Origin of the sequence: Brevibacterium sp. BDJS002, assembly GCF_028201555.1 — a bacterium.
Taxonomy (GTDB): domain Bacteria; phylum Actinomycetota; class Actinomycetes; order Actinomycetales; family Brevibacteriaceae; genus Brevibacterium; species Brevibacterium aurantiacum.
Genome location: NZ_CP116392.1, coordinates 2,004,606 through 2,031,600 on the forward strand (window position 1 = coordinate 2,004,606; position 26,995 = coordinate 2,031,600).

A 26,995-nucleotide genomic window follows, 5' to 3' on the forward strand; every position below is an offset into this window, starting at 1 on the left:
TGGTGATTCCTCTCAATGGGACACCCGGGGAAATCCTTCTTCGGGAGCCAAGGGATCAACCGCCGTTCGTTTGTGTATGAACAGAAAGGGTTCGACATGGTCTATGCCATTGTCCGTGCCGGTGGCCATCAGGAAAAGGTCAGCGTCGGCGACATCATCACAGTTAACCGAATGAAGGCGAAGGCCGGAGAGAGCGTCGAGCTCGACGCCGTCCTCCTCGTCGACGGTGAGACTGTCACGACCGACGTCGATGCCTTGTCGAAGGTCGCTGTCAGCGCTGAGGTCGTCAACGAGCTTCGCGGTCCCAAGATCATCATTCAGAAGTACAAGAACAAGACCGGTTACAAGAAGCGTCAGGGCCACCGCCAGGACCTCACCCGTCTGAAGATCACGAACATCAAGTAAGAGGAGACTTCACATGTCAAGCAAAAAGGGAGTCAGCTCGTCCCGTAACGGTCGCGACTCGAACCCGCAGTACCTCGGTGTGAAGCGCTTCGGTGGACAGGTTGTCAAGGCCGGAGAGATCATCGTTCGCCAGCGCGGAACCAAGTTCCACCCAGGCGCCAACGTCGGACGCGGCGGAGACGACACGCTCTTCGCGCTGTCCGCAGGAGCCGTGGAATTCGGCAAACGCAACGGTCGTAAGATCGTCAACATCGTCGGCGCTTGATCGACTAGTTCTGTTTTTTCCCCTGTTAGGGGTCCATGAAGGGTGAGTCTCGAGACTCACCCTTCATCTGATATAAGGACATTATGGCCACCGAGTTCATAGACCGTGTCACAGTCCATCTCTCCGCCGGTGACGGCGGCAACGGCTGCGCCTCGATCAGGCGCGAGAAGTTCAAACCTCTTGGCGGACCTGACGGCGCCAACGGAGGTCAGGGCGGTGACGTCAAATTCGTCGTCGACACCCAGACCACCACGCTGCTGCCATTGCACCACCGTCCGCACCTGACCGCAGACGACGGCGGAATCGGGAAGGGCGATCTGCGTCATGGCGCTGACGGGGGAGATCTCGTCATCGCTGTCCCAGAGGGCACGGTTGTGAAGAGCAAGGACGGCGAGATCATCGCTGACCTCGTCGAACCCGGAACCGAATACGTTGCTGCCGCAGGTGGCCGCGGCGGACTCGGCAACGCGGCTCTGGCATCGTCGAAGCGCAAGGCTCCGGGCTTCGCCCTGCTGGGCGAACCTGGCGAAGCACTGAGCTTGGTGCTGGAACTGAAGACGATTGCGGACATCGCGCTCGTCGGATACCCCTCAGCCGGCAAATCCAGCCTCATCGCCGCTATGTCTGAGGCCAAGCCGAAGATCGCGGACTACCCGTTCACGACACTCGTGCCCAACCTCGGCGTGGTCCAGGCCGGGGATGTGCGCTACACGATCGCCGATGTCCCGGGACTCATCCCGGGTGCGTCGGAGGGCAAGGGGCTGGGCCTGGAGTTCCTGCGCCACGTCGAACGCTGTGCCGCTTTGGTCCACGTCGTTGACATGGCGACGTGGGAGCCGGGCCGTGATCCAGTCTCGGACCTGACGATCATCGAATCCGAACTCGCCGCCTACGCGGTCGACCTCGACGACGGAAGCGGGCTGCTGCCTCTGTCCGAACGTCCGAAGCTGGTGGCGCTCAACAAGGTCGACATTCCCGATGGCCATGACCTAGCCGATATCGTCCGCCCGGACCTCGAAGCCGCTGGCTATCGGGTGTTCGAGATCTCCGCCGTCAGCCACACCGGTCTGCGGGAACTCTCATTCGCCATGGCAGAACTCGTCACCGCTGAACGTGAGCGTCGGGCAGAGTTCGAAGCCACGCCGCAGCGCGTCGTCATTCGTCCTCGGGCAGTCGACGACCGCGGATTCCAGGTGCAGGCCGAAAGCGATGACGACGGTCCTGTCTTCCGGATCCGCGGAGTCAAGCCCGAACGCTGGGTGCGCCAGACAGACTTCGCCAATGATGAGGCTGTCGGTTATCTCGCCGACCGGCTCGATCGTCTCGGCGTCGAAGAATCCCTGTTCAAGGCCGGTGCCAAGCCCGGCGACACGATCGTGATCGGCGGAGATGACGGTGTCGTCTTCGACTGGGATCCGACAAGTGTGGGCGGTGCCGAGCTGTTGGGCAGCCGCGGTACAGACCTGCGTTTGGAAGACGACACACGGTCGACACGCAAGGAGCGCAAGGCGGCATTCCACGACCGCATGGATGCCAAGGCCGCAGTCCGGGCCGAGCAGGAACAGGAGCGTCTTGCTGAGCGCGCTGTCCGCAGCCGGGAAAGCTCGGGCGCGTCCGTCTCCGATGCGGAGTCCGGTCAGGAATGATCGAGAGTTCGTCCTCCGTAACTGAGAACCACCCGGTGCGCACGGATATCGCCACGGCCCGGCGCATCGTGATCAAGGTCGGCTCCTCGTCGCTGACGACCCTCGACGGAGGTTTGGACGAGGCGAAGCTGATTGCGCTGACCGATGTCATCGGTGCCCATCGTGCCGCAGGTCATGAGGTCATCCTCGTGTCCTCCGGTGCGATCGCCGCCGGACTCGAACCCATGGGGCTGTACAAACGGCCACGTGACCTGGCCACACAGCAGGCTGCGGCCGGAGTCGGCCAAGGTCTGCTGATGGCCGCCTACACTCGGGCTCTTGGTCGCTACGATCTGGTCCCAGGACAGGTCCTGCTCTCCGCCGATGATCTGATCCGTCGCACCAGATACAAGAACGCCCAACGCGCCATCGACAAGCTGCTTGCGCTCGGGACCTTGCCGATCGTCAATGAGAACGACGCTGTGGCGACCGAAGAGATCCGTTTCGGCGACAATGATCGCCTTGCCGCTCTCGTCGCACATCTCTCACACGCCGATGCTCTCGTGCTCCTGTCCGACGTCGACGCCCTGTACTCCGGGCCGCCGAATCTGCCTGAATCGGTGCGCATCGAACACGTCTCCAGCATCGCCGACCTCGGGGACATCGCCATCGGCGGAACCGGATCGGCCGGCACGGGAACCGGGGGCATGGCGACGAAGGTCGAAGCCGCGCTGATGGTGGCCGACTCAGGGATCCCAGCAGTACTGACCTCCGCGGAGAAGGTCTCTGGAGTGCTCGGCGGTGAACATGTGGGCACCTGGTTCGCCGTGACGCACAAACGGCGCGGGACCCGGCTGCTGTGGCTGCGGCATCTGGCTCGCACCTTCGGCTCGGTGACGATCGACAAGGGCGCCGAATCGGCAGTGCTCTCCAGAGGAACCTCCCTGCTGGCTGCCGGAGTCACAGGTGTCACCGGTGACTTCGAGGCGGGTGACCCCATCGAGATCAGAAGCCTCGACGGCACGGTCATCGCCCGTGGAATGACCAACTTCTCAGCCCATGAGCTGCCCGCGATGTTCGGCTTCTCCACGGACGAACTTGGCACCCGACTGGGAAATGATTACCGTAAAGAGGTCATCCATCGCAATGATCTCGTACTCACTCACGTGAGCGGGGGGAGATAGTCCATGACCGCTGTATCCGAGATACACCCGAAGACCGTCCGGGGTGTGACGAGAGTCGTCCGCAACGCCAAGAGCGCCGCGGCTCACTTGGCCACCTCGTCGACGGCAGAGAAAGACGCCGGTCTGCGCGCGATCGCAGATGCTCTGCGTGAGAATTCAGACCGAATCGTCAAAGCCAATGAAGTCGACATCGCCGCCGGTATCGACAACGGGATGAACGCCGGTCTCCTCGACCGACTTCGACTCGATCATGATCGCATCGAAGCCATCGCCACATCGGTCGGAACGATCATCGATCTTGACGACCCCGTGGGCAACGTCGTGGTCGGAAGGGTCCTGCCCAACGGCATCCGTCTGACCCAGAACCGTGTGCCGATGGGCGTGATCGGCGCGATCTACGAAGCTCGCCCCAACGTCACCGTCGACATCGCGATCCTGGCACTCAAGGCCGGCAACGCCACTGTGCTGCGCGGAGGCTCCGCCGCACAGAACACCAACACTGAGATCGTCTCTGTGCTGCGCAAAGCCGTGGAGTCGGCAGGTCTTCCCGCAGATTCGATCAACGGAATCGACCAATACGGACGCGACGGCGCCACAGTGCTCATGAACGCGCGTGACTACGTCGACCTCCTCATTCCACGAGGCGGTGCCGAGCTCATCAACACTGTGGTGCAGGAATCGCTGGTTCCGGTCATCGAAACCGGAATCGGGAACGTCCATATGTTCATCGATTCATCCGCTACGGTGAAGAACTCGGTCGACCTCGTCGTCAACTCGAAGACGCATCGACCCAGTGTCTGCAACTCGTTGGAAACTCTGCTGGTTCATGAGAAGGCAGCCAAGCGCGTCCTTCCCAAGATCCTCGACCGACTCGACAAGGCCGGGGTCGTTCTGCACGCCGACACCACCGTCGCGGCACTGGCACCAGAGACGATGAAGGTCAAGCGCGTGTCTCGACGCGACTGGGCGAAGGAATATCTGGACCTCGAACTCGCGGTGAAGGTCGTCTCGGGAATCGACGAAGCCATCGAGCATATCCGCGCCTATTCCTCCGGCCATACCGAGGTGATCGTGACCAAGGACCTCGACAACGCCGAGACATTCGTCACAGCCATCGATGCCGCAGCGGTCGGAGTCAACGTCTCCACACGATTCACCGATGGGGGAGAGCTCGGCTTCGGCGCCGAGGTCGGTATCTCAACCCAGAAGCTCCATGCCCGTGGACCCATGGGCGTCGAACAGCTGACGACCACGAAATGGGTCATGATAGGCAATGGACAGATCCGGAACTGACACGGCCCAGGTCAGAGAGCGCCGACGGCGAACTCCGATCACGCTCAACCTCATGTCGATGTCCACTTGTCTCACAGTTCATGAGAAACTGAAGCCATAAGCACTGTGACGCAGACACACCGCGTCAGCATCACTGATAAGGAGAGAACACGTGAATGCAGCACTGTTGACCACCGTCGCCGAAGGCGCGGAGAAGGCAGCCCACCACACCGAATTGCCGATGGACCCGATCTTCTTCGGACTCATCACCCTCGCGATCTTCCTCTCGATGGCAGCAGTGACGCGGTCGTGGAAGGGCATCTCCAACCGCCACTGATATGGCAAAGCAAACACGCAGGGTCGGTGTCATGGGCGGCACCTTCGACCCCATTCACCACGGTCACCTGGTCGCCGCCAGCGAGGTGCAGTCGACCTTCGATCTCGACGAGGTGGTCTTCGTGCCCACCGGCCGTCCGTATCAGAAGGACGTCGAAGAGGTCACCAGCGCCGAACATCGGTATCTGATGACAGTCATCGCAACCGCGTCCAACCCGCGCTTCACCGTCTCCCGGGCCGACGTCGATCGCCCGGGGCCGACCTACACGATCGATACGCTTCGTGACCTGGCCAGAAGCTACGGAACCGGCACAGAGATGTTCTTCATCACCGGCGCGGACGCTTTGGCTCAGATTCTGACGTGGAAGAATGTAGATGAGCTGTTTTCCTTGGCTCACTTCGTCGGAGTGAGCCGACCGGGACACGAACTTCGCAGTGAAGGTCTTCCGGTGGATCGATTGAGCTTGGTGCAGATTCCTGCACTGTCGATCTCTTCCACGGATTGCAGACTACGGGTGATGGATGGGGCGCCTGTCTGGTATCTCGTACCGGATGGGGTCGTTCAGTACATCGCGAAATACGAGTTGTACAGGAGTGAAAATGGCTGAGGAGCAGTTCACGTCACGTCGCGCCAGGCGAGAAGCCGAGCGGCTGGCTGCAGAACAGGCGTTCGAAGCACGAGAGACACCTGAGCAGCCGAGCGAACCGTCACCGACCAATCGGGCCGAACTGCTGAACCCGCCGCCCGCACCCGCTCAGGCGCCGGAGCCGCGAACGACGACGCCCGAGCCAACGCCGACCGGATCGGAAGCGGAGCCTGCTGAGGTCACGGACCAGCCGCAAGAATCACAAGCTCCTGTCGACACCGAGGACCGCCTCGACCCGCAACGAGCCCCACTGCCTCATTTCGAATCACGCACCGCGCGAAAGAAGTACCTGCGCGACAACGGGCTGTCCCTGGAAGGCGACGTCTCCACCGGCGCGATTCCGGTCATCGCCGGGCCCGAGGAGACAGCAGAGGACGAGACCTCCCCAGAGGGTCCGGACAGCGCAGCTGTCACCGACAGCGATTCCGTTGATGCGGCAGGATTCGGCGGATCGGCTGATGAAGTCGCCGCACGAGACTTCGAAGCTCCCGTCACCGCCGATTCGGCCCCCCGTCCCACCGCTCTCGACGATGACCCACAGGACGCACTGTCCCAGCCGATTGAGCAACTGGACGTCGAAGAGCCAACGGCAACACCTATCGCAGGAACACCTGCCCCCGGAGCCACCTCGGCGCCGAAGCAGCACGAGGTTCCCGCTGCCGAAATCGCTTCAGCTGAGACAGCCGACTCCGCGACAGCGGCGCCCGAGCAGCCCGCACACGGGGACCGCGATGAGCGTGTCGACGCCGATGCGCTCACCGATGAGACCGAGGAAGAGACCGGCGAGACGAGCCGTTCACGACGGATGCCCATCGTGAAGCCGCCGAGCAGCTCGGGAGTGCGAGTCGTCACGGCTGCCTCGGCCCAGATTCCTGCAGTCGACGACGCAGACACCAGTACCGATGCTCGCCCGGGATCCGGCGGGCCGAATACGAACCGTTCGGACTCGAATGAGGCACGGGACTCGAACGAGACGAGGGACTCGAAAGTCGATTCCTCGGCTCCTGGCACGCCGGGCACCGGAAGCACCGCGAACGGATTCGCCCCTGTTCCCGAGGCACAGTCCGCGGAAGAGTCTTCGACCTCATCCGATGATGCCGCCCGTGCGCTGGCAGCCAATCCGGAAACACGTCCGATGGAGACCGTGCCAGAGGCCTGGGCACTGCCCAACTCTGACTATGAGGACGAAGAGACCGAGAATCCTCCGGGAACGCGCATCCGCGCCAGCGAGGTCACCGGTCACGACGGTCGCATTCTTGTTGGCGAAGAACCATCCAAAGTACCCTATGTAGTGCTGGGTGTCGCTGCGCTCTTCGCAGTCGCACTCATCGTCATTGCACTGGTCATGTTGCTGTAATCATCTGAAAGGCTCTTGTGAGCGAGATCGTTGAATCAACCCAAATGCTGAGGACCGCCGCACGTGCGGCGGACGACAAGCTCGGCACCGATCAGGTGGCTCTTGATGTGAGTGCCACTCTCTACATCACTGACGCCTTCCTCATCATCTCAGCGGAGAACGATCGGCAGATCGGATCGATCGTCGACGCTGTCGAAGAAGCTGTGCAGACGACCTATGGTCGCACACCCCTGCGTCGTGAAGGCCGGGGGAGCGGTGATTGGGTGCTGCTCGACTTCGGCGACATCGTCGTCCATGTCTTCTCGCCCGAACAGCGCGAATACTACGCGCTCGAACGTCTATGGAAGGACTGCCCGGTCATTGATCTGGAGCTGCCGGAACATTCCGGTGCTGACGACGCTCGATGACCAAGACCGTCATCTTCTGGCGCCACGGCCAGACGGACTACAACGTCGAACGCCGGTTCCAGGGACAGTCCGACATCCCCCTCAACGACCTCGGCCGGAGACAGGCAGCGCAGGCAGCGAGCTACCTCAGCGAACTGGCACCTGAACTCATCGTCTCCTCAGACCTGTCACGAGCCGCTGACACGGCCGACGAACTGGCTTCCCGTCTGAACATCCAGGTGACCCGCGATGACCGTCTGCGGGAGACTGCCTTCGGCCAGTGGGAAGGCCACACTCGCGACGAACTCAGCACCACCTGGCCCGACGCACTCGAACAATGGCTCAGCGGAGCCGATATGAACCCTCCCGGCGGGGAATCACGATCCGAGTCAGGCCAGCGCGTCGCCTCGGCGATCACCGAGATCGTCAATGGAACTCAAGCACAGACGATCGTCATCGTCGCTCACGGCGCGGTCCTGCGGGCAGCTGCAGAACTGCTGCTCGGCATGGACGGGCCCGGTCGTCTGGCTGTCCTCGGCAACTGCGGACACGGGGAATTCGCGTTCACCGGAACCAACTGGATCCTGCGCAGCTGGGGCACTGTTCCTTCCTGACACGCGCGCCCACCGGGCCTACTGTCGCAGTGCGTGCACCTGGCGGATCATTCCTATCAGCGCCTGAGCCGATGAGTTCCAGTCGAAAGACGTTGCCTGCTTCTGGCCCGCAGCAGAGAGCTCTGACCACAGCTTCGCATCGGTGAGGCGAGCGATCCCAGCCGCCACGTCACCGGCATCATCGGGGTCGAAGTATACGGCGGCGTCCCCGGCGATTTCGTGGAAGATCGCAATGTCCGAGATCGCCACCGGCACACCCTGGGCCATCGCCTCGATGACGGGGAGTCCGAATCCCTCTTCCTGAGACGCCGTGACCAGAGCGGTCGCACCCTCGAGCAGCCCAGCGTATTCCTCATCGCTGACACCTCGGTGGAAGATCACCTTCGCCCGGTCAGGGATGAGAGCTCGCAGCGCGGCCTCGCGCCTTCCGTCGATGCGGCTGGCAATGTGCAGGGTCCACCCCGGCAGGTGCTGCAGCGAACCGATGAGGGTTTCGACGTTCTTATACGGCAGGAACGAACCCATGTAGACCAAAGACCGTGCATCGTGTCGGTTCACTGACCTGGATCCGGCAACAGCAACCTCGGCGGCATTGGAGACCACGGTCACCGGCTTCGACGACAGGCGGTGATCGGCGATGAGCCCCTTCGTCGTCTGGCTCACCGCTGCGATCGCGTCGGCGCGACCCAGCAGCAGTCGCTGCGGGGCAAAGCTGAGGTGGTAGGCCCGCCACAGCAGTCGCACAGCTGCCGGGAGATCTGCCGGGGGCAGGGGATGCGAATAGTAGATGAGGTCGTGGACGGTGAGAATGAGCCCGTAGCGGCGTCCCGTGGACCCCATGACCTGCATGGTGGAGAAGACGACGTCGGCGCCGAGGTCGTTGAGCTTCTTGGCGATGACGACCTCCTTTGCGGAGGTGGGGGAGTTGAGCTTGACCCACCGGCATTTCGGCAGAAGAGCGAGCTGATCTTCGTCACTGATGATCGCAGTAACCTCGATGTCAGTTCCGGCAACGGCGTTGAGCAGGGCCTCAAGCAGGCATGAACCATAACGGGAGATGCCGTCATGATGGGTTGTGCGGGTGAAGCGAGCATCGAAGAACACGCGGATCGTGTCGCTCGTCCGAGGGCGGCCTGTGCTTTTGCTCATGGAACTCCGAGTCGATAGTCTGATCATCTGTTAGTCTGCGTCTGCCAGAGTCTGCCAGAGACTGCGTTCTTTTTGTCGAAGGGTCAGTGAGTGAAGGAAGCATCACCTGCGTCCGGGGCCCTGAGGTCTCGACCATGATCCTAACGGTTGTCGCTCTCGCCGCCCTCATCATTGTCACACCCTTCATCACGCGTGTGCTGGGCCGGGCCAGTGGTTGGCTCCTGGCCGCGGCCTACCTGGGCATCGCAGGCCTGTTCACCCCCACCGCCGCCGAGGTGATGGCCGGGTCCACCCCGGAAGTGAGCTACCAGTGGATTCCCACCTTCGGTGTCGACCTGGCGCTGCGCGCCGACGGCATCGGCGTCATCTTCACCTACATCGCGCTGATCATCGGGGCCGTCGTCTTCGTCTATTCGACCGGATACCTGGAACGTGGACGGAACACGAGCTTCTACTGGCTGATGGTGATCTTCACCTTCTCGATGGTCATGCTCGTCCTCAGCAACGACCTTCTGGTGCTCTTCGTCTGCTGGGAGCTGACCTCCCTGGCCTCGTTCTTCCTCATCGCCAGGTCCGGCTCGCCCGGTCAAGCGCCGGCGCTGCGCACCATGTTCATCACCTTCATCGGCGGATTGTCCCTCCTGGTGGCCACCGGTGTGATCATCGCAGTGACCGGCACCACGAACGTTCACGAGGCACTGAGCTCGCCGGTCTGGTCAGCCCAATCGCCGGTGACGAGCTTGGTCGCAGTCCTCATCGCCGTTGCAGCGATGACCAAGTCGGCTCAGTTCCCGTTCCACTCGTGGCTGCCCGATGCGATGGCCGCTGCTACTCCGGTCTCCGCGTATCTGCACGCGGCCGCCGTGGTCAAGGCCGGCATCTTCCTGCTGTTGCGTTTCACCCCGGCATTCCATGCCACGCCGGCGTGGAACACTCTGCTCATCGTCGCCGGTCTGATCACTGCCTGCATCGGCGGGTGGTTCGCCCTCAATCAATACGACGTCAAGAAGCTGATGGCCTATTCCACGGTCTCTCAGCTGGGACTCATCACTGCGGTGATCGGCATCGGCTCCGAGGCAGCGATCGCCGCCGCGACGTTGCACGTCATCGCCCACGCCCTCTTCAAATCCGGTCTGTTCATGATGGTCGGCGTCGTCGATCACCTCGCCGGAACCCGCGAACTGACCCGAATTCCACAACTGATGCGCGCGGCACCGGCATCGTTCATCGTCATGATCGTCGGCTGTGCCTCCATGTCGGGCATACCGCCGCTGCTCGGGTTCGTGTCGAAGGAGGCACTGTTCACTGCCTTCGGCGATACTCCCGGTTCTGCCTGGACCGGGTGGGCGGCTCTGCTGGTGGCCGTCGGTGCCTCGGTGCTCACTTTCGCCTACTGCGCGAAGACCGTGTGGGGTGCGTTCATCGACGGCAAGCCTGTGGAGCGAGCGCGTCTGGGTCACGGTTCTCCGGTCATGCTTATTGCCGCCGCGGTGCCGATCCTCGCCTCGCTTCCGCTGAGTTTCGCACTGTTCGTCTTCGACAACCCCATCAGCCAGGCGGTCAGGGCTGCCCTGTACGAATCAACGGGTTCCGTACATCTGGCATTGTGGCACGGGGTGAACGTCGAACTCATCGCTTCACTGCTGATCATCGCGATCGGTGTGATCATCATCCTCAATCGGTCCCGCGTGTTCGTCTTCTTCCACCGCGCCACCCTCGGCTTCGATGGAGCCGACGTCATCAACGGTCTCACCTGGGCCCTGCGCAGGCGGCCGAAGCCTCGGCGTCTTCGTCAAGCCGATGAATTCCGGTCCCTACCTGGCAATGTCGCTGGGCGGTCTCGCCGTGCTCGCCTTCACCGCGGTGCCGATCATCTATCCGGAGCTGCCTCCGCTGCAGGAAGGTCTGTGGCGTCCCATCGACATCGTTCTCCTTGTCCTTATCACCATCGCCGTCCTCGTCGTCTGCACCTCGCATTCGCGTCTGACCACGGTCGTGGCCCTCTCCGGAGTCGGCATTCTGGCGACCGTGCAGATTCTGGCACTCGGCGCCCCGGACGTCACCCTTACCCAGCTGTTGGTCGAGGCGATGACGATCATCGTCATCATGCTGGTGCTGCAGAAGCTCCCGCGTTCGTTCTGGAGATATCCCAAGCGTCTGCAGGCCACACGGGCGATCTTTGCGATCATCGTCGGCCTCGCAGCGACGGTACTGACTCTGGCTCTGAATGGACGCCGAGAACGGTCCGACCTCGGCCAGTTCTATATTGAGAACGCCCCCGACATCAGCGGCGGACACAACATCGTCAATACCATTCTCGTCGAGTTCCGTGCCCTGGACACACTCGGAGAGCTCACCGTCCTCGGCATGGCCGGGATCGCGATCGTTGCGGTGATGTCGACGGTCAAGGACAAGTTCATCGACCCGCCCGCCGAGAACATTCCCGAACCCCCGCGGCAGGCCTGGGTCTCCATCCGACCCCGCGGCACAACCGCCTATCGAGCCGTCCATGAGGCCTGGCCCAACGTGATACCGCCTAAGCTCACGATCAAGATCCTCGGCCCCCTGCTGGCGATCACCTCACTCGTGATCTTCTGGCGCGGACACAACGAACCCGGCGGAGGCTTCATCGCGGCGCTGGTCGGTTCAGCGGTCATCGGACTGCTGTACATGTCGACGGCCAAGGACCGAGCGATCGGTCCGCCGAAGGCGCCGCTGTACCTGATCGGGTTCGGTGTCGCCACTGCGGTGGCCACCGGCTTCATCGGTCTCATCTTCGCCGGCTCGTTCCTCGAGCCGATGCACGGCTACTTCCTCGGGCAGCACTTCACAACATCGATGATCTTCGACCTCGGGGTATATCTGGCGGTGGTCGGACTGATCCTGCTGTCGTTCAACATCCTCGGCGTCTCGGACTCTGCGGCCACGCCCGCTGGCGACGATGTTCTCACCAATGGCATCATCCATCGTGACGTGGAACTGACCCGCGAGCGGGCCGACGAACTGATATACGGAGAGCTGAGCGGACCGATGGACGCGATCAGAGGGGAACGTCCGACTCACGAACGTCGATCAAGGGCCGGCAACCCCGATGCGAAGGTCAAGGCCTCATCAACGCATATCCTGCACGGCGATGCGCCCATAGAGCGGTCGAGCGACACTCAACCGGATCAGCCACCAACAGATGCACAGGAGGGTGCGAAATGATCCTTGCCCTCACGATCGGTGTGCTCACCGCAGGCGGCGTGTATCTGATGATGCAGCGATCCATGGTCCGAGGCGTCTTCGGACTGACACTCATCTCCCATGCTGCGAACTTCATCCTGCTCTCCGCAGGAGTCAGCGCCTGGCGAGTCGAGCCCTTGAGCAATCGCGGGGACCAGAGCGTGGCAGCCGACCCGTTGCCGCAGGCCTTCGTTCTCACCGCCATCGTCATCACCCTGGCGGTGACGATCTTCATGCTTGCACTCGCCGTTCTCGGCCACGACGATGATCAGAGACGGGCCCCTGAGACCGGGGAGGAGCGCGAATCATGAATCCGGCACTTCTCCTACTGCTTATCGGTGTGCCATTGCTGGCATCAGCGCTGAGCGTGCTCATCACCTCACGCACCGTCGATCGCGTCCTGCTGCTGGCGGCTCCGAGCTTCGTCGGCATATTCGGCGTCGTGCTGCTCTTCGTCCACCAACATGAGCCGGTTCTTGCCCACTCTGTGGGCGGCTACGTCCCCGGGTTGGCGATCCCGTTCGTTTCCGATACATTCACCGCTCTGATGCTGGTACTGACGTCCGCCACCGCTATCGCGAGCTGCATCTTCCTGATCACGACGGGTGAGGACCAGTACCGTTTCGTCCCTGCCCTGATCCTGATGATGCTCACCGGCGTCTACGGTGCACTGCTGACAGGGGACCTCTTCAACTTCTTCGTCTTCGTCGAGGTCATGGTGCTGCCGGCCTACGCACTCATCGCGGTCACCGGAACCTGGCGCCGCCTCGGCGTGGGTCGCATGTATGTCATGGTCAACCTCCTGACCTCGACGATCCTGCTCATCGGTGTCGGCTTCGTCTACGGAGCCACCGGCACCGTGAACATCGCGGTCCTCGCCGAGATGGGGGCACCGACCGGGCAGGGGGCTCTGGCCATCGGCGTCGTCCTCTTCGCGCTGATCATCAAAGCCGGGGGCGCACCCTTCCACGGTTGGCTGGTGCGCAGCTACCCGAACACCTCGGCCGGAATGATGTCGTTGTTCTCAGGTCTGCACTCGAAGGTCGCCCTCTACGCGATCTACCGGATCTACACCACCATGTACGGCGAGCCTGCTGCCTGGGTCAACGTCATCGTCATCATCGCTTTGGCCAGCATCATCATCGGTTCGCTGTCCGGAATCGGGCAGAACAGGGTCCGCAATGTCCTCGCCTTCCAGATGACGAGCGGCGTCGGACATATTCTGCTTGGTGTTGTGCTTCTGACCTCGACGGCGTTGGGCGCAGGAGCCTTCTACATGGTCCACCACATGATCACGATGTCGGGCCTTCTGCTGATCATGGGAGCGGTCGAACAGACCTACGGCAGCGGCTCGTTCAAAAAGCTGACCGGGCTGGCCGGCAGAGAGAGGTGGGCGACGATCCTGATGGTCCTCGGCCTGTTCTCACTTATCGGCCTCCCACCGACCTCCGGACTCTGGGGAAAGGTCGGACTCATCACGGCCGCCACCGGCAGCGGAGATGCACTGGGCTGGTGGCTGGTCGCGGCGATCGTGATCGGAGCGGTCATCAGTCTGCTCACTCTCCAGCGCATGTGGCGCAACACCTTCTGGGGACCGCCGATGCAGACGTACCGCCCCGATTCGGCTGAGACCGGCCGCGCCCCGGCCGAGCCCATTCCGAACAGCGTCCGGATTCCCGCACGCCTGCTGGTCCCGGGTACGATCATGATCGGAGTGTCCGTGGCCATCTTCGTCTACCCCGAGCCGCTGTTCGAGATCACTGCCCGCGCCGCGGCTGGGCTGCTCGACCACAGCGCCTACATCAAGGCGGTGACGACGCCATGATGCGATTCGTCCACGGCATCACCTACCTCGCCTACATCGGCTGGGCCATCGTGACCGGGTCGGCGACCATCGTCACCCGACTGTTCCGGCCCGGTCAGTACGCCCAGCCGATGATCGTCGAGGTCCCGTTGAGGTGCGTCACCGACCTTGAGGTAACCATGTTCGCCTCGTCGATCACGATCACCCCCGGAACCTTGGTCACGGCCATTGCCGCAGGTACCTCCACACAGCCGCCGGTGCTCTTCGTCCATGCCCTGTTCGAAGCTTCCGAGGAATCCGCATTGGAGGGCCTGTACGACATGGAGTCGCGTCTGCTCGCGATGACGCGAGGCCGGGCTCCAACGACTGCCGCAAGCACCGTCACCGAGGTCGAACACGAGGAAGGAAGCCCATGACCATCGTCGTCAGCATCTGCATCATCATCCTCGCCGCGGCTGTCATTGTGGGCCTGGTCCGCGTGCTGACCGCCAAGGACCTAGGTTCACGCGCGATCGTCAGCGATCTCATGTACTTCTCCGCCATCGGCATGCTCACCATGTTCGGAATTCTCGTCTCCTCCTCGATCATCCTCGACGCGATCTTCCTGTCGTCCATGGTCGGCATTCTTGCCACCATCGCACTGTCGCGGATCCTCACGAGGGGGTTGCGTTGATGAATGATGCTGTGGCAACCACTCTGGTCGGTATTCTCGGGATCACTGGCTCCCTGCTCATGCTGTTCTCCGCAATTGCGATGTTCCGGGTACGTGACGCTTTGTCCCGGATCAACGTGTTCTCACCGGCCACGGGCCTGGGGATGCCGTTGATCGTCGCGGCCGCCTACGTCTATGACCTTCATTCGGAGGGATTCAGCTGGGGCTCGCTGCTCATGGCCCTCATCGCCGTGCTGTGCCTGATCATCGTCTCGTCCGTGGCCAGCAACACGCTTTCGCGAGCCAGTGTGCTCTCCGGGCAGCCCGTCTACCGCAAGACAGCGCCGAATCGGTTGGCCCGCCCACCAGCAGGCATCGTTGACGACGACCCCGACTATCCTGATCATCCGAGGGCTGGGGCCTGATCTGGTGGGTCCTGGCAGTTGAGTTCGGGACCCCGACAGGCTAGTTCCTGCCGGTGGTGCGCATCGTGATGTTGATCCTGCCCCCGCCGAGGTGATCCAGCCGTCCGTGCTCGGGTGCGGTAGCGTCGAGGATCTTCGTCACCCCGTGAAAGGCGAAGCGGGCGGGCCCTCCGAAGACGAAGGCATCGCCGGAGGCCAGACGAATGTCCTCATAGGGCTTGTTGCGGTTGTCGGTGTTGCCGAACCGGAAGATGCAGGTGTCACCGAGGGACAGTGACACGACAGGAGCGGGATCGAGCTCGTCCTTGTCCTGGTGCATTCCCATCTTCGCCTGACCGTCGTAATAGTTGACGAGCGCCACATCGGGACTGTATTCCTCGGGCAGAAATCCCCACAGGTTGGGTGCATCAGCGGGGGAGTCGGGATCATCGGCGACCACCTCGGCGGCGTGGGAGACGACTCGGCGGCCCAGGCGAGTCATCCAATCCGGGAACGACAGGACGCGCTGGCCGTTGACGTCACGCGCGTGCCGATCATAGCGGCCGGGCTGCCAGTGCCAGCCGAGGCCGATGGTTCTCACACTCATCGGATGCCCGGCGATCGACGTCGCATGTGCCGGCACCGGTCCCGACTGCCACTTCGCGTACTGCCGGATGATCCAGGTCTGAGCAGCGGCATCGAGGAACCCCGGTACCCACACCGCCCCCGGTGCGATGACACGGGGGCGGCGGTCGAAGGCCTCGTCGGCGAAGAGTGACTCCATGGCAGGACGATTCGAACTCAGAGGTCTGTGAGCTCGATCGACTGATCCTGCAGCTGTGCGGCGGACACCTTCTTGCCGATGAGTGCCCGGAGTTCGTCACCGACATCCCAGATGTTGACGTTCATTGCGGCGGTGACGTCTCCGCCGCGAGTCCAGAAGACAATGAACTCCCCGCTTGATTTGTCGCCGCGGATGACGACGTCATCGTCACTTGAGCCGTGGCCGATGTACTCCATGCCGAGATCGTACTGGTCGGTGTAGAAGTAGGGTTCCCAGTCGTATTCCTTGTCTCCACCGGTGATGGTCGCTGCTGCGACTTCGGCCTGACGAACCGCGTTGTCCCAGTGCTCAACGCGCAGACGCTGGTTGAGCAGCGTGTTCTGCGCCGCCGCGATGTCACCGATGGCCAGGATATTGGCATCGCTGGAGCGCATATGCTCATCGACGAGGACGCCGTTATCGGTCTCCAGACCAGCAGATACGGCAAGGTCAATGGTGGGATCTGCACCGATTCCCACGACGACCAGGTCGGCAGGAAGGTCACCGGCACTGGTCTTGACGGATTCGACGGCCTTCGTTCCCGAGAACCCGTTGGTCTCGGCCTCGGTGACGAACTTGATGCCGTTGGCCTTGTGCAGCTCTTCGAAGTACTCGCCGATCTCCTTCCCGAGGGCCGACTTGAGTGGGGGAGTCGAACGCAGGACGACGGTGACATCGCTGCCGGCATTCTGGGCAGCCGCAGCGACTTCGAGGCCGACCCAGCCGCCTCCGATGATGACGACCTTGCTGCCCCGACTGAGCTGCGAGCGGATGGCCACGGCATCACCGGCATCGCGCAGGGTATGGATATTGCCCAGATCGGCACCCGGAACATCCAGGGTGCGCGGGGTGGCACCGGTCGCCAGGATCACCTGTCCGTAGACCAGGTTCTCGCCGTTGTCGAGGGTGAGGCGCTGCTGCTGGGGATCCAGGCCTGTGACCGTGGTGCCGAAGAACGTCGTAACATCGTGGGCGGGGTACCAGTCCTCACCACGCAGCGCGGACTCCGCAGGATCCGAGCCTTCGAGCATGACATTCTTCGACAGATCCGGACGGTAGTAGGGGGCTGCCGGATCGGCGCCGATGAGAGCGATCGACCCGGTGTAGCCACCGTCGCGAAGAGCCTCGACTGCGGTTCCGCCGCCGATTCCTGCACCGATGATGACGGTTCCGAATTCCTGAGCCATTGTCTGTCCTTCCTCGAGGGGGTTTCTTCCACCTTGTACCGCCTGCCTCAGCGAGTCAACCGATGCCGGACCTGCGCTGGTAGGACGCCGTTTTGTGCACGACGGGACCTTCGGCGTAAAGTGAAGAACGAAGGGGCTTTAGCTCAGTTGGTAGAGCGTTTCGTTCGCAATGAAAAGGTCAGGGGTTCGATTCCCCTAAGCTCCACAGAATGGTTTCGCATATGCGTAGAGGTGATCGCGAGATGAAGCCACAGGCAGTGCGGCGACAATCAGCGACCATGACCGGAATTCTCGGGCTTGCCGGTCTCACACACTTCTTCAGACCCGAGACTTTCGATTCGATTGTTCCGCCCCGTTTGGGCGATCCACGCTTCATCACCTACGCCAGTGGTGTCGCCGAACTCGGATGCGCGACTCTCCTGGCGCTGCCACCCACACGCCGACTGGGCGGAATGGCAGCCGCTGTACTCATGGTCGCGGTCTACCCTGCCAATATCTATACGGTGAAGAAGCACTGGCACAATCCTCGTGGACGTGCGATCGCCCTCGCCCGTCTGCCGCTGCAGGTTCCGCTCGTGTGGGTGTCATGGAACATCGCGAAGGATCGGACCAAAGTCTCGCGCTGAGATCCGCACCTCTGACACGGAGAACTGAACTTGGGATTGAGATTCGCGTGATTCCCGTGTTCACCCTGGCCACCGTCTTGCGGCAGGGCCTCTTCCATGACATATTCTGAGAATGGCAGTGACACCGGAGTTTGCCCCACGGGCACTGCAGACATTGAGCGGTCTGCGCTTCTCAACAGCCACCTCCGCGTTCCAGATCGAGGGCGCACGAACACTGGACGGCCGAGGGCGGTCGATCTGGGATGAGTTCGTTGATGAGCCAGGCAATGTCATCGACTCCAGCACCGCAGACCCGGGACCCGACAGCTATCACCGCAGCGCTGAGGATGCAGCGTTGCTGGCCGGTCTCGGCGTGGACCGCTACCGATTCTCCATCTCCTGGGTCCGTATCATCGCCGATGGTATGGCTGGGACGAAGCCCAACACAGCCGGCCTGGACTATTACGATCGCGTCGTCGACGAGCTTCTGGGTGTCGGAGTCACACCGGAACCCACTCTCTATCATTGGGACCTGCCCACTGCACTTGAAGCAGCGGGCGGCTGGTTGAACAGGGACACTGTTCATCGCTTCGGCGACTATGTCGATGCCGTGGCGGACCGCCTCGGCGATCGTGTCCGCCATTGGTACACGATCAACGAACCGGCCTCGACCTCGCTTCAGGGCTATGCACTTGGAGAACTCGCACCGGGGCACACGATGCTCTTCGACGCGCTGCCCACGGTCCATCACCAACTCCTGGCTCACGGGACTGCCACGACGATACTGCGTGAGCACGGCGCCGAGCAGGTGGCCCCGGCAATCAACCACAGTCTCATCCTTCCCGAGACGGATACCGAGGCGGACCACGAAGCGGCGGCGACCCTCGATCTCATCTACAACCGTCTCTTCGCCGATCCGCTGCTGCTGGGGGAGTACCCGGATCTTGAAGCACTCGGCGCCCAGATGCCGATCCGCGACGGGGACATGGAACTCATCTCCACACCCTGCGATGTGTACGGGTTCAACTACTACAACCCGACCACGGTGCGCGGAGTCGGCGAAGGGCCACTGCCCTTCGAGATGGTTCCGACCCCGGGTGCTGCGACCACCGGATTCGGGCCGCTGTGGCCGATCCGACCGGATACGCTCAGAGACTTCCTCGTCGATATGCGCACACGCTATGGGTCCAAGCTGCCACCCATCGTGATCTCTGAAAACGGTGCGTCCTTTCCCGAACCCGAGGTGGGCACCGAACCGATCAGAGACGATGAGCGCATCGCCTACCTACACGAACATCTCGAGGCTGTCGCCGAGGCGATCGTGGCCGGTGTTGCCATCGTCGGCTACACCGTGTGGTCGCTGCTGGACAACTTCGAATGGGCGGACGGATACACCCAGCGCTTCGGGCTCGTTCATGTGGACATGAACACCGGGCACCGAACCCCGAAGTCCTCATATCAGTGGTACCGGGACCTCATCGCTTCGGTTCGGGCATGAGCGCGAACCTACCAGGAACGGGCCACCGAACGGGAAAAAGGGTCGGGCCCCTGTGGATGGTGTGGTTCACTCTGGCCTGGCTGGCCATCTGGACGGTTCAGCTGACTCCTATCCAGCTGCTCCTGCCTTTGCAGCTGGATACGCAGAGCGGGCACTGGCTCCACGGAGTCGTCTGGTCCGGAGTCGTGCTCTCCGCAGGCGGACTCGCCGGCATCGTCGCGGCCCCGATCGCAGGGAGTCTCTCCGACCGCACACGCTCGCGTCTCGGACGCCGCCGCCCCTGGGCCATCGGCGGATCGCTGGGGGCCGCCATCGGCCTCCTACTCACCGGGTGGGCGCAGGGACCGCTGTTCGTCGGAGCCGCCTGGGTCGTCGTCTCAGTCTCGGTGGCCATCGCCTCTGCCGCGCTGACGGCCCTCATCGCCGACCAACTGGACTCACAGCGGGGAACGGCATCGGCATCGGCGAGCTCGGCCCAGGCTGTCGGCATCGTCGTCGGCGTCGGTGCAGTCGTGCTCCTGGGCCTTGGACTCGGTGCCTCCTATGCGCTCCTGGCTGCGATCATCACCGTCGTCGGGGTGGGCACCGCGTTCCTCCTGCCCGATCCCGCTCCGGACCACCCGAGGATCCTCGCCCTGCATGAGGGACGGGAGCCGATCACCCGGGCTCGGATCTCTTCGCTGCTCGACCACAACTTCAAGTGGCTGCTCGTCTCGAGGTTCGTCGTCAACGTGGGCAACGCCTTCGGCACCTCGCTGCTGCTCTTCTTCCTCATCTACGGAATCGGAGTCCCCGCAGACAGTGCCGAGGACAAACTGCTCGTCCTGATCGTCATCTACACGATCTTCGTCGTGATCTCCTCGATCGTGCTGGGAACCATCTCGGATCGTTCCGGGAATCGTCGCTTCTGGACGATCGCCTCGGCGCTGGTGCAGGCCTGTTCTGGTGTCATCATCCTCATCAGCCCGGAATTCCTCACCACCGCTATCGCAGCTGCTGTCATGGGCACCGGTTACGGCGCGTACATGGCGGTCAGTCTGGCCTTCGCCACCGACCTGCTGCTCGATCCCGATGACCACGCACGCGATCTGAGCATGGTCAACAATTCCGCCGCTCTCGGACAGCTTGTCGGGCCACTGCTGGGAGCGGGACTCGTGGCCCTCGTCGGAGGTTTCTGGCTGCTCTTCGCCGCAGCCGCGTGTGTCTCGATCCTCGGTGCGGTGATGACGCTGACGGTACGCCCGAAGACCCTTCCGGTGCGCTGAGGCTGCTCGCCGGGCGACGTCAGGAGATGCCGAGGAGCTTCCCGCTCTTCGCCAGCTCGGGATCGGTGCAGGACGCCAGATCGAAGCAGCAGGGACGGCGTTTCCCTGACTCCAACTTCGAGATCGCAACCTCGACGCGGCGGGCACGAGTCTCAGCGTTCTTCGTCGCCTGGATCCATCTCACCCATTCCCACCGCGCCATCGGCGTCAGGCTCGCCCAGACCTCGGTGAGTTCGGGTGCGTCTTCGAGGGCTGCCCCGAAGTCATCGGGGATCGAGGTCTCCGGCCATTCCTTTGTAGGAGTCAGCGACACATCCACTTCATCGTCCACCTTGGCATTGAGCGCTGCAGACAGCTCGTTGGTGACATTGATCCAATGTCCGCGCATGCCGTCGGGCTCGACCACCGTAGTGAAGTCCACACCGCCCGCCGTCCCCTGAGCGGCAACCTGCCCGCGGGAGGGCAGCTCCGCGCTGGCCTCGGCGGGCAGGCGCAGGATGGTCCTCTCGTTGATGACCTCCAGCGTTGCGGAGAACTCGATGGCCGTGGGTGTGGTCGTCTTCGTGCTCATGGTCACCAGAATAGCGCCCCACCCGGCAGGTGACTTCTTGATCCCTGACCGGTTGTGGCGCCACCTGTGTTCGGATCATCCCAGCTGTGAGCCCACCCAGTCGGGCGAGGCACATCGGATCTGCCCGATGCGTTCACTCACCTCTGTGGGGAAAGGGACGGTCGTGCCCGATTCTTGGTCCACATGCAGGGCGACGATCTCCTCAGTGGCCACGAGTTTCCCCTCGACTCGCATTTCGTAGGCCAGGTGCAGCTTCTTCGCCCCCGCCGCGACGAGAGTGGGCGTGACCTGCAGCTTCTGGCCGAGGCTGACCTCGTCGAGGTAGCGGATGTGGGATTCGACGGTGTAGAGCGAGGTGGAGTGCGCCTCCCGGTATGCCTGGTCGAGGCCGATCTGGTCCATGACCTGGTTGGTGGCGAAGCCGAAGACCAGGACGTAGAAGGCCTCGGACATGTGGCCGTTGTAGTCGATCCACTCAGCGACGACCTGGGTCTGATAGTCATCAAGCTCGCTCGGCTCGCTGTTCCCAGGAGAAGCCGTATCCGGGTGCACTGATCCTGCCGGGACATTGGTCGCCGAGGTGGTTCGGGCCTTGGTCTCCCGCGTGGACTCTAGGTCGGCGGTGAGCCTGCGCAACGCGATGATGCCCGCATCCCGGGTGGCGATGAGGTCGGGAATGGTGCTGTCTCCTGCAGCCACATCACAACCGGCCACGACATCGTCACGCAGCTTCTGGGTGAGCTCCGGGGCCTCGAGCCGTGTCCAAGGGGACTTCAGCGACGGACCGAAGTGGTCGAGCATGTGCGCCATCCCGCCCTCACCGCCGGCCAGGTGGAAGGTCAGCATCGGTCCCTGGAAGGGCCAGCGGAGACCGGGACCATCGGTGATTGAACGGTCGATCTGCTCGACCGTCGCCTCACCCTGGTCGATCATGTGCAGGGCCTCTCGCCATTGCGCCTCTTGAAGACGGTTGGCGATGAAGCCGGGGACCTCGTGGTCCATTCTGATGACGGACTTCCCGACGCGAGTGTAGAACTCGGCCGCCCAGTCGACAGCCTCGACGGCAGTGGACTCTCCACCGACGACCTCGACGAGCGGAATGAGGTACGGCGGATTGAACGGATGCCCGACAACCAGGCGCTCGGGATGCTCGGCATCGAGTGCCATCTCGGTCATGCTGTAGCCCGAGGTGGAGGAGCCGATGACCACATGTTCGTCACACACCGCATCGATGCTGGAAAGGAGGCTGCGTTTGAGTTCGAGGTTCTCCGGGGCGGACTCCTGGACGAATCCGGTTCCGGCGACCGCCTCGGCGAGGTCGGTGTGCACCGTCCAGGCGTCCTTGTCAGCACCTGCGACCATGTCGAGTTCGGCCAGGGCAGGCCATGCCGCGTCGATCAGGCGAGTCAGCTTCTCGGCCGCATCAGGTGCCGGGTCCCAGACCTTGACGGTGAAGCCCTGAGCGAGGAAATACGCTGCCCAGCCCCCGCCGATGGTGCCGGCTCCGATGCAGGTGACCGTGGTGATCGACTCGATGTCAGGATAGGACGGAGCAGTGATCGCCGCGCTCACAGGTCGAGTCCTGTCACCATCGGCGTCTGCACGCGCAGATCAAGGATCTGGCGAGCCTCGTCAGGTGTGGCGACGTCGGCGCCCAGGCCCTCGATGATGTCGACGGCACGTTCGGTCAGTGACGCATTGGTGGCCTTGACCCCTTTGGCCAGGTACAGATTGTCCTCGAGTCCGACCCGAGCGTGGCCTCCGGCGAGCACGGATTGGGCCACCCACGGCAGCTGATTGCGACCGATGGCGAAGGACGTGAATTGGGCACCTGTCGGGAGCATGTTCACCATCGCCGTCAGCAGTCCGGCATCGACCGGTGCGCCGTAAGGCACTCCCATGCACAGCTGATACAGCGGCGGCGGGTCGATGAGACCCTCTTCGACGAGCACATTGGCGAACCACAGGTTGCCGGTGTCGAAGATCTCGAGCTCGGGTCGGACCCCCAGAGTCTGGATCTTCTTCGAGCCTTCACGCAGCATGTCGGGCGTGGACACGTAGATGTTGGAGCCGTCGCCGAAATTCAGCGAACCGCAGTCGAGAGTGCAGATCTCAGGCAGAAGCTCCTCGACATGGGGGAGCCGCTCCAAGGCATTGACGAGATCGGTGCCCGGCATCTGTGTTGTCGGATCCTGAGGGTCGACGACGAGGTCTCCGCCCATGCCTGCGGTGAGGTTGATGACCGGGTCGACATCGGAGGCGCGGATGAGGCGGACGACCTCTCGGTAGTGGGCGACCTCGCGGGAACCCTGCTTGGTGTCGAGGTCGCGGACGTGGACGTGCACCACAGAGGCTCCGGCCCGAGCTGCGGCGATCGCGTCGTCGGCGATCTCCTGCGGAGTGACTGGAACGTGTTCGCTCTTGTTCGCTGTATCGCCGGCGCCGGTGACGGCGCAGGTGAGAATGACCTTGCGATTCATGATGACTCCTCATCAGGGTTGGGTTTGACGATTGCGCGTTTGAGGTAGCTGGACAGACGGCGCCGGAATGTCGCGGGGTCCATGATTCCGGTGAGTACTTTGACTCCGAGTCCGTCGATCAGCGATGTCAGCTCATCGGTCATGGCGGTACTGTCACCGTGGCGGAAGAGACCCTCTGACTGACCTGCTTCGATGGTGGAGCGCACGGTCTGGGACCAGCGTTCGTAATGCGCCGGATAGTCAGAGCTGTAGGGGTCTTCAAGGCCGAGCCTGGCCCAAGTCTGGAGCCAGATGGACCACTCGCTGCGTGCGGTGCGGCCGATGGGAGACTGCAGTTCGAGCAGGCGTTCGAGCCGGCGATGTGGGCTGGGAATCTCTCCGAGCCAGGCGACCTGTCGATCGAAGGCGAGTTTGACCGAGTAGTCGAGTGCTGCGTCGAAGAGATCGGACTTGCCGTTGAAGTAGTAGTGGATGCTCGCGTTCGAGACTCCCGCGGCTTCGGCGATGTCGACGATCCGTACGGTGTCGTAGCCGTGGCGGGCGAAGAGGTCCCATGCGGTCTCGACGATGAGCCTGCGCGGTGAGGAGCCCGGGGGCGGTGTCGGTGCCTGGTCAGAACCGGTTTGGAATCGCAGGGGAGTCGCGGACACCTGTGATTCGTCACCGAGCAGCCACCTGACAGTCACTCCTGTCGCGGTGGCAAGACCGAGGAGCTCTGCGGTGCCGAATCTGCGCCGACCAGACAGGGACTTCGACAGTTTGGTCTCATCGATTCCGATGCTTGCGGCCACATGTCGCTGAGACAGTTCGCTGGCGCGCAGCGCCTCTTTGGCACGCTGCGCAGTGATCCCGCCTTCGCTGGTGTCGGCGTCTTTGCGATCCGTCATGGCCGCCAATCTATCGTCTGCATGCGCAAATCGCAAGCAATGCTGATGTGTAATCAGAACTTGCGATTGTTGACGTTGAGCATGAACCGCCAGATTCGGACCTAAAGGAGCGCGACGAGCGGCAAGTGAGCGGATATTGTCGAAGGGATGAACGAACCAGCTGCTGCCACCTTCACCAGGAGGACTCCATGACCGACAATCTCCACTCTCGAATGCACGTCGTATCCGATGAGACCCGAAACCTTGTCAACCTCGTCCTCGACTATTCGCGACGACGGACCTTGGCAGTCGACACTCCGCTCGACCATCCGACGACAGAGACTGAACTCAAACGACTGGCCGGGCCGACCATCACCGAAGACGGTGTCGGTTCGTCTCGCGCACTGGCGATCTTCGAGCACATCTTCGCTCCGGCCTGCATCACCACAGACCACCCGAAGTACCTGTCCTTCATCCCGAGCGCGCCGACGAAGGCCGCCGTGGCGTTTGACCTGGTGGTCTCCGCGAGTGCGCTCTACGGCGGGTCGTGGCTCGAAGGTGCGGGCGTCGTCCATGCCGAAAACGAAGTGCTGTCATGGCTGGCTGGCGAGTTCGGACTGCCGGAAAGCGCCGGCGGCGTCTTCGTCCAAGGCGGCACGATCGGCAACCTGTCTGCCCTCGTCGCGGCTCGTGACGCTCGCAAGGCCCAGCTCGGCGATGAGAAGCCGGGTCGCTGGGTCATCGTGTGCAGTGCCGAAGCGCACTCCTCGGTCGCTTCAGCGGCCGCTGTGATGGACGTCGATGTGGCGCCTGTAGCGACAGGTGACGACGGCATTCTGCGCCCCGAGGGCGTGCGAGCCGCGCTCGAAGAGCACGGCAACGCCGTCATCGCCGTGGTTGCGACCTCGGGTACGACGAACTTCGGCACCATCGATGACATCGCCGGGATCGCGGCGCTCAAGGATGACTACGACTTCTGGCTCCACATCGATGGAGCCTATGGGCTGGCAGCGATGCTCTCGCCATTGGCACGCCACAAGTTCGCCGGAGTCGAGTCCGCCGATTCCGTCATCGTCGATCCTCACAAGTGGCTGTTCGCGCCCTTCGACGCCTGCGCACTCATCTACCGCGACCCTGACCTGGGACGGCGAGCGCACACCCAAAGGGCCGAATACCTCGACACACTCACCGAGTCCCAGGAGTGGAGTCCCTCCGACTACGCCATCCAGCTCACCCGCCGTCCGCGTGGACTGCCCTTGTGGTACTCGCTGGCCAGCTATGGTGCCGAGACCTATCGTGAAGCCATCAGCCACTCGATCGAACTGGCAATGCAGATCGGCACAGAGATCAAGAAGCGGCCGAATCTCAGACTCGTTCGTGAACCCGAGCTCTCGGTCGTCGTCTTCGAACGCGATGACTGGACTCGTGAGGACTATCAGCGATGGTCAGACCGACTGCTCGAGGATCAGCGGGCCTTCGTCGTGCCCAGCTCGCACCAGGGTCGGCCCAACGCCAGGTTTGCCATCGTCAACCCGCTGACGACTTTCGAGGATCTCGTCGACATTCTCGACACGGTGGAGTGACGCCGGTTCGTATGCAGTGAGGCTGTTCCCTATGCGGTGACACCGTTCCGAGTCGTGGTGTGGCCCAAAGCGTGGACCCGGCCGACGCCGTCTTGCCGTAGTACCGCCTGTGCCGGAGTTCAGTCCTTGGTCTGCTGCCGGGGCCTGAGCTCGACGGTGAATGTGGGCAGGAGGAACTGCGTGATCGGTCCGATGGACACCGCATAGAGCGCGGTGCCGAGCCCGAAGATGCCGCCGAGCAGCCAGCCGACGATAACCACGCTGACCTCGATGAGTGTGCGCACCAGACGGATCGACCTTCCGGTGACCCGGGACAGGCCGGTCATCAGGCCATCGCGTGGGCCCGGCCCGAACTGCGAACCGATGTACATCGCCGAGGCGACGCCATTGAGGATGATGCCGCCGATGAGGAGGGCGATGTTCCACCACAGTTCATCGGGCTGGGGCAGGAACAGCCGCGTGAGGTCGAGCGAGGGGCCGATGAGGAGCGCGTTGAGCACCGTCCCGAGCCCAGGCTGCTGTCTGAGCGGGATCCAGATCAGGAGGACGAGGAACGAGGTGATCGTCACGATGGTGCCGAAGGTCAGAGGCAGGTGCTTGATGATTCCGGAGTGGAGTACGTCCCAGGGCATCATGCCCAGGCCCGAGGTCACGATCATCGCCATCGAGGCACCGTAGAGGTAGAGACCAAAGATCAGCTGCGGCAGACGACGGGGGAGTCGACCGCTCTTGAGCTGTTGGATGGGACCGATATTCGCAAGTTCGCGTTTCGGTACGGGTGCTGATGACATC

28 protein-coding genes, 1 tRNA gene and 2 pseudogenes are annotated in these 26,995 nt (G+C 62.8%); 23 read left to right on the forward strand and 8 right to left on the reverse strand.

Features of this window, described 5'->3' with window-relative positions; translation table 11 throughout:
• The first annotated feature begins 96 nt into the window (after window positions 1-96).
• The 10 genes from rplU to PGC08_RS09380 all read left to right on the forward strand — a co-directional run bounded on the left by rplU (window position 97) and on the right by PGC08_RS09380 (window position 8,091).
• Window positions 97-405: a 50S ribosomal protein L21 gene (gene rplU, locus PGC08_RS09335; protein ID WP_029417392.1), complete on the forward strand. Its 309-nt coding sequence runs from the start codon at window positions 97-99 to the stop codon at window positions 403-405.
• 13 nt (window positions 406-418) lie between these two features.
• Window positions 419-670, forward strand: a complete 252-nt coding sequence (gene rpmA, locus PGC08_RS09340) for a 50S ribosomal protein L27 (RefSeq protein WP_009884168.1) — start codon at window positions 419-421, stop codon at window positions 668-670.
• A gap of 83 nt (window positions 671-753) precedes the next feature.
• Window positions 754-2,316, forward strand: a complete 1,563-nt coding sequence (obgE, locus tag PGC08_RS09345) for a GTPase ObgE (RefSeq protein WP_009884169.1) — start codon at window positions 754-756, stop codon at window positions 2,314-2,316.
• The gene (gene proB, locus PGC08_RS09350) at window positions 2,313-3,479 is read left to right on the forward strand and encodes a glutamate 5-kinase (protein ID WP_009884170.1); all 1,167 of its coding nucleotides are present in this window, start codon (window positions 2,313-2,315) and stop codon (window positions 3,477-3,479) included. Before obgE ends, proB begins: the two co-directional genes overlap by 4 nt.
• Before the next feature lie 3 nt (window positions 3,480-3,482).
• The gene (locus PGC08_RS09355) at window positions 3,483-4,772 is read left to right on the forward strand and encodes a glutamate-5-semialdehyde dehydrogenase (RefSeq protein ID WP_009884171.1); all 1,290 of its coding nucleotides are present in this window, start codon (window positions 3,483-3,485) and stop codon (window positions 4,770-4,772) included.
• A 151-nt stretch (window positions 4,773-4,923) separates the two neighbouring features.
• Window positions 4,924-5,088, forward strand: a complete 165-nt coding sequence (locus tag PGC08_RS09360) for a hypothetical protein (RefSeq protein ID WP_009884172.1) — start codon at window positions 4,924-4,926, stop codon at window positions 5,086-5,088.
• A 1-nt stretch (window position 5,089) separates the two neighbouring features.
• Entirely contained in the window at window positions 5,090-5,695 is a 606-nt protein-coding gene (gene nadD, locus PGC08_RS09365) for a nicotinate-nucleotide adenylyltransferase (protein ID WP_035279184.1), read from the forward strand.
• Entirely contained in the window at window positions 5,688-7,091 is a 1,404-nt protein-coding gene (locus tag PGC08_RS09370) for a hypothetical protein (RefSeq protein WP_009884174.1), read from the forward strand. Before nadD ends, PGC08_RS09370 begins: the two co-directional genes overlap by 8 nt.
• A 44-nt stretch (window positions 7,092-7,135) precedes the next feature.
• A complete protein-coding gene (gene rsfS, locus PGC08_RS09375; protein WP_009884175.1) occupies window positions 7,136-7,498 on the forward strand; it encodes a ribosome silencing factor in 363 nt (120 codons plus the stop codon).
• Window positions 7,495-8,091, forward strand: a complete 597-nt coding sequence (locus PGC08_RS09380; protein ID WP_069600069.1) for a histidine phosphatase family protein — start codon at window positions 7,495-7,497, stop codon at window positions 8,089-8,091. The genes rsfS and PGC08_RS09380 overlap by 4 nt, the downstream gene beginning before the upstream one ends.
• 18 nt (window positions 8,092-8,109) lie before the next feature.
• On the opposite strand, the gene PGC08_RS09385 is transcribed toward PGC08_RS09380, so the two are convergent.
• Entirely contained in the window at window positions 8,110-9,240 is a 1,131-nt protein-coding gene (locus PGC08_RS09385) for a glycosyltransferase family 4 protein (protein WP_101598509.1), read from the reverse strand.
• A gap of 278 nt (window positions 9,241-9,518) precedes the next feature.
• Here PGC08_RS09385 and PGC08_RS09390 point away from each other — a divergent pair.
• The 8 genes and pseudogenes from PGC08_RS09390 to PGC08_RS09425 all read left to right on the forward strand — a co-directional run.
• Window positions 9,519-10,499: pseudogene (locus PGC08_RS09390) on the forward strand (proton-conducting transporter transmembrane domain-containing protein); the annotation flags it as partial.
• Window positions 10,500-11,064: 565 nt separating this feature from the next.
• Window positions 11,065-11,313 (forward strand): annotated as a pseudogene (locus PGC08_RS09395) (hydrogenase subunit MbhD domain-containing protein); the annotation flags it as partial.
• A 15-nt stretch (window positions 11,314-11,328) separates the two neighbouring features.
• Entirely contained in the window at window positions 11,329-12,447 is a 1,119-nt protein-coding gene (mbhE, locus tag PGC08_RS09400; protein WP_271710057.1) for a hydrogen gas-evolving membrane-bound hydrogenase subunit E, read from the forward strand.
• Window positions 12,444-12,776, forward strand: coding sequence for a sodium:proton antiporter (locus tag PGC08_RS09405; protein ID WP_009884179.1), 333 nt, complete (start codon window positions 12,444-12,446; stop codon window positions 12,774-12,776). The genes mbhE and PGC08_RS09405 overlap by 4 nt, the downstream gene beginning before the upstream one ends.
• On the forward strand, window positions 12,773-14,290 hold the full coding sequence (locus PGC08_RS09410; RefSeq protein WP_271710005.1) for a monovalent cation/H+ antiporter subunit D family protein: 1,518 nt from the start codon (window positions 12,773-12,775) through the stop codon (window positions 14,288-14,290). The genes PGC08_RS09405 and PGC08_RS09410 overlap by 4 nt, the downstream gene beginning before the upstream one ends.
• Window positions 14,287-14,685, forward strand: coding sequence for a Na+/H+ antiporter subunit E (locus PGC08_RS09415; protein ID WP_333937918.1), 399 nt, complete (start codon window positions 14,287-14,289; stop codon window positions 14,683-14,685). Before PGC08_RS09410 ends, PGC08_RS09415 begins: the two co-directional genes overlap by 4 nt.
• Window positions 14,682-14,942 carry a monovalent cation/H+ antiporter complex subunit F gene (locus PGC08_RS09420; protein WP_009884182.1) on the forward strand — a complete coding sequence of 87 codons (261 nt, stop codon included), beginning with the start codon at window positions 14,682-14,684 and terminating at the stop codon, window positions 14,940-14,942. Before PGC08_RS09415 ends, PGC08_RS09420 begins: the two co-directional genes overlap by 4 nt.
• Window positions 14,942-15,346, forward strand: coding sequence for a cation:proton antiporter (locus PGC08_RS09425; RefSeq protein ID WP_009884183.1), 405 nt, complete (start codon window positions 14,942-14,944; stop codon window positions 15,344-15,346). Before PGC08_RS09420 ends, PGC08_RS09425 begins: the two co-directional genes overlap by 1 nt.
• A gap of 40 nt (window positions 15,347-15,386) precedes the next feature.
• Here PGC08_RS09425 and PGC08_RS09430 read toward each other — a convergent pair whose 3' ends face one another.
• Together PGC08_RS09430 and PGC08_RS09435 are read right to left on the reverse strand one after the other, a co-directional pair.
• Complete coding sequence (locus tag PGC08_RS09430; protein WP_009884184.1) at window positions 15,387-16,109, reverse strand: alpha-ketoglutarate-dependent dioxygenase AlkB family protein; 723 nt, start codon at window positions 16,107-16,109, stop codon at window positions 15,387-15,389.
• A gap of 17 nt (window positions 16,110-16,126) precedes the next feature.
• Entirely contained in the window at window positions 16,127-17,335 is a 1,209-nt protein-coding gene (locus PGC08_RS09435) for an NAD(P)/FAD-dependent oxidoreductase (RefSeq protein WP_271710006.1), read from the reverse strand.
• Between the two features lie 132 nt (window positions 17,336-17,467).
• On the opposite strand from PGC08_RS09435, the gene PGC08_RS09440 reads away from it, so the two are divergent.
• The 4 genes from PGC08_RS09440 to PGC08_RS09455 all read left to right on the forward strand — a co-directional run bounded on the left by PGC08_RS09440 (window position 17,468) and on the right by PGC08_RS09455 (window position 20,703).
• Window positions 17,468-17,540: transfer RNA gene (locus tag PGC08_RS09440), tRNA-Ala, on the forward strand.
• A 73-nt stretch (window positions 17,541-17,613) separates the two neighbouring features.
• Complete coding sequence (locus tag PGC08_RS09445) at window positions 17,614-17,961, forward strand: DoxX family protein (protein WP_271710007.1); 348 nt, start codon at window positions 17,614-17,616, stop codon at window positions 17,959-17,961.
• A gap of 112 nt (window positions 17,962-18,073) precedes the next feature.
• Window positions 18,074-19,438, forward strand: coding sequence for a GH1 family beta-glucosidase (locus PGC08_RS09450; RefSeq protein WP_271710008.1), 1,365 nt, complete (start codon window positions 18,074-18,076; stop codon window positions 19,436-19,438).
• A 56-nt stretch (window positions 19,439-19,494) separates the two neighbouring features.
• Window positions 19,495-20,703 (forward strand): MFS transporter, encoded by a 1,209-nt coding sequence (locus PGC08_RS09455; protein ID WP_009884188.1) that lies wholly within the window; start codon window positions 19,495-19,497, stop codon window positions 20,701-20,703.
• A 19-nt stretch (window positions 20,704-20,722) separates the two neighbouring features.
• On the opposite strand, the gene PGC08_RS09460 is transcribed toward PGC08_RS09455, so the two are convergent.
• The 4 genes from PGC08_RS09460 to PGC08_RS09475 all read right to left on the reverse strand — a co-directional run bounded on the left by PGC08_RS09460 (window position 20,723) and on the right by PGC08_RS09475 (window position 24,641).
• Complete coding sequence (locus PGC08_RS09460) at window positions 20,723-21,274, reverse strand: YdeI/OmpD-associated family protein (RefSeq protein ID WP_096166991.1); 552 nt, start codon at window positions 21,272-21,274, stop codon at window positions 20,723-20,725.
• A 75-nt stretch (window positions 21,275-21,349) separates the two neighbouring features.
• Window positions 21,350-22,846, reverse strand: a complete 1,497-nt coding sequence (locus PGC08_RS09465) for a 3-hydroxyacyl-CoA dehydrogenase NAD-binding domain-containing protein (protein WP_069600077.1) — start codon at window positions 22,844-22,846, stop codon at window positions 21,350-21,352.
• Window positions 22,843-23,754 carry a 3-keto-5-aminohexanoate cleavage protein gene (locus PGC08_RS09470; RefSeq protein WP_009884191.1) on the reverse strand — a complete coding sequence of 304 codons (912 nt, stop codon included), beginning with the start codon at window positions 23,752-23,754 and terminating at the stop codon, window positions 22,843-22,845. The genes PGC08_RS09465 and PGC08_RS09470 overlap by 4 nt, the downstream gene beginning before the upstream one ends.
• Entirely contained in the window at window positions 23,751-24,641 is an 891-nt protein-coding gene (locus PGC08_RS09475) for a TetR family transcriptional regulator C-terminal domain-containing protein (RefSeq protein ID WP_009884192.1), read from the reverse strand. Before PGC08_RS09475 ends, PGC08_RS09470 begins: the two co-directional genes overlap by 4 nt.
• Before the next feature lie 188 nt (window positions 24,642-24,829).
• Between PGC08_RS09475 and PGC08_RS09480 the strand changes: the two genes are divergently transcribed.
• The gene (locus tag PGC08_RS09480; protein ID WP_009884193.1) at window positions 24,830-26,203 is read left to right on the forward strand and encodes a pyridoxal phosphate-dependent decarboxylase family protein; all 1,374 of its coding nucleotides are present in this window, start codon (window positions 24,830-24,832) and stop codon (window positions 26,201-26,203) included.
• A 119-nt stretch (window positions 26,204-26,322) separates the two neighbouring features.
• Here the strand turns inward: PGC08_RS09480 and yczE are convergent, their stop codons facing one another.
• The gene (yczE, locus tag PGC08_RS09485) at window positions 26,323-26,994 is read right to left on the reverse strand and encodes a membrane protein YczE (protein WP_069600079.1); all 672 of its coding nucleotides are present in this window, start codon (window positions 26,992-26,994) and stop codon (window positions 26,323-26,325) included.
• Window position 26,995 lies beyond the last annotated feature (1 nt).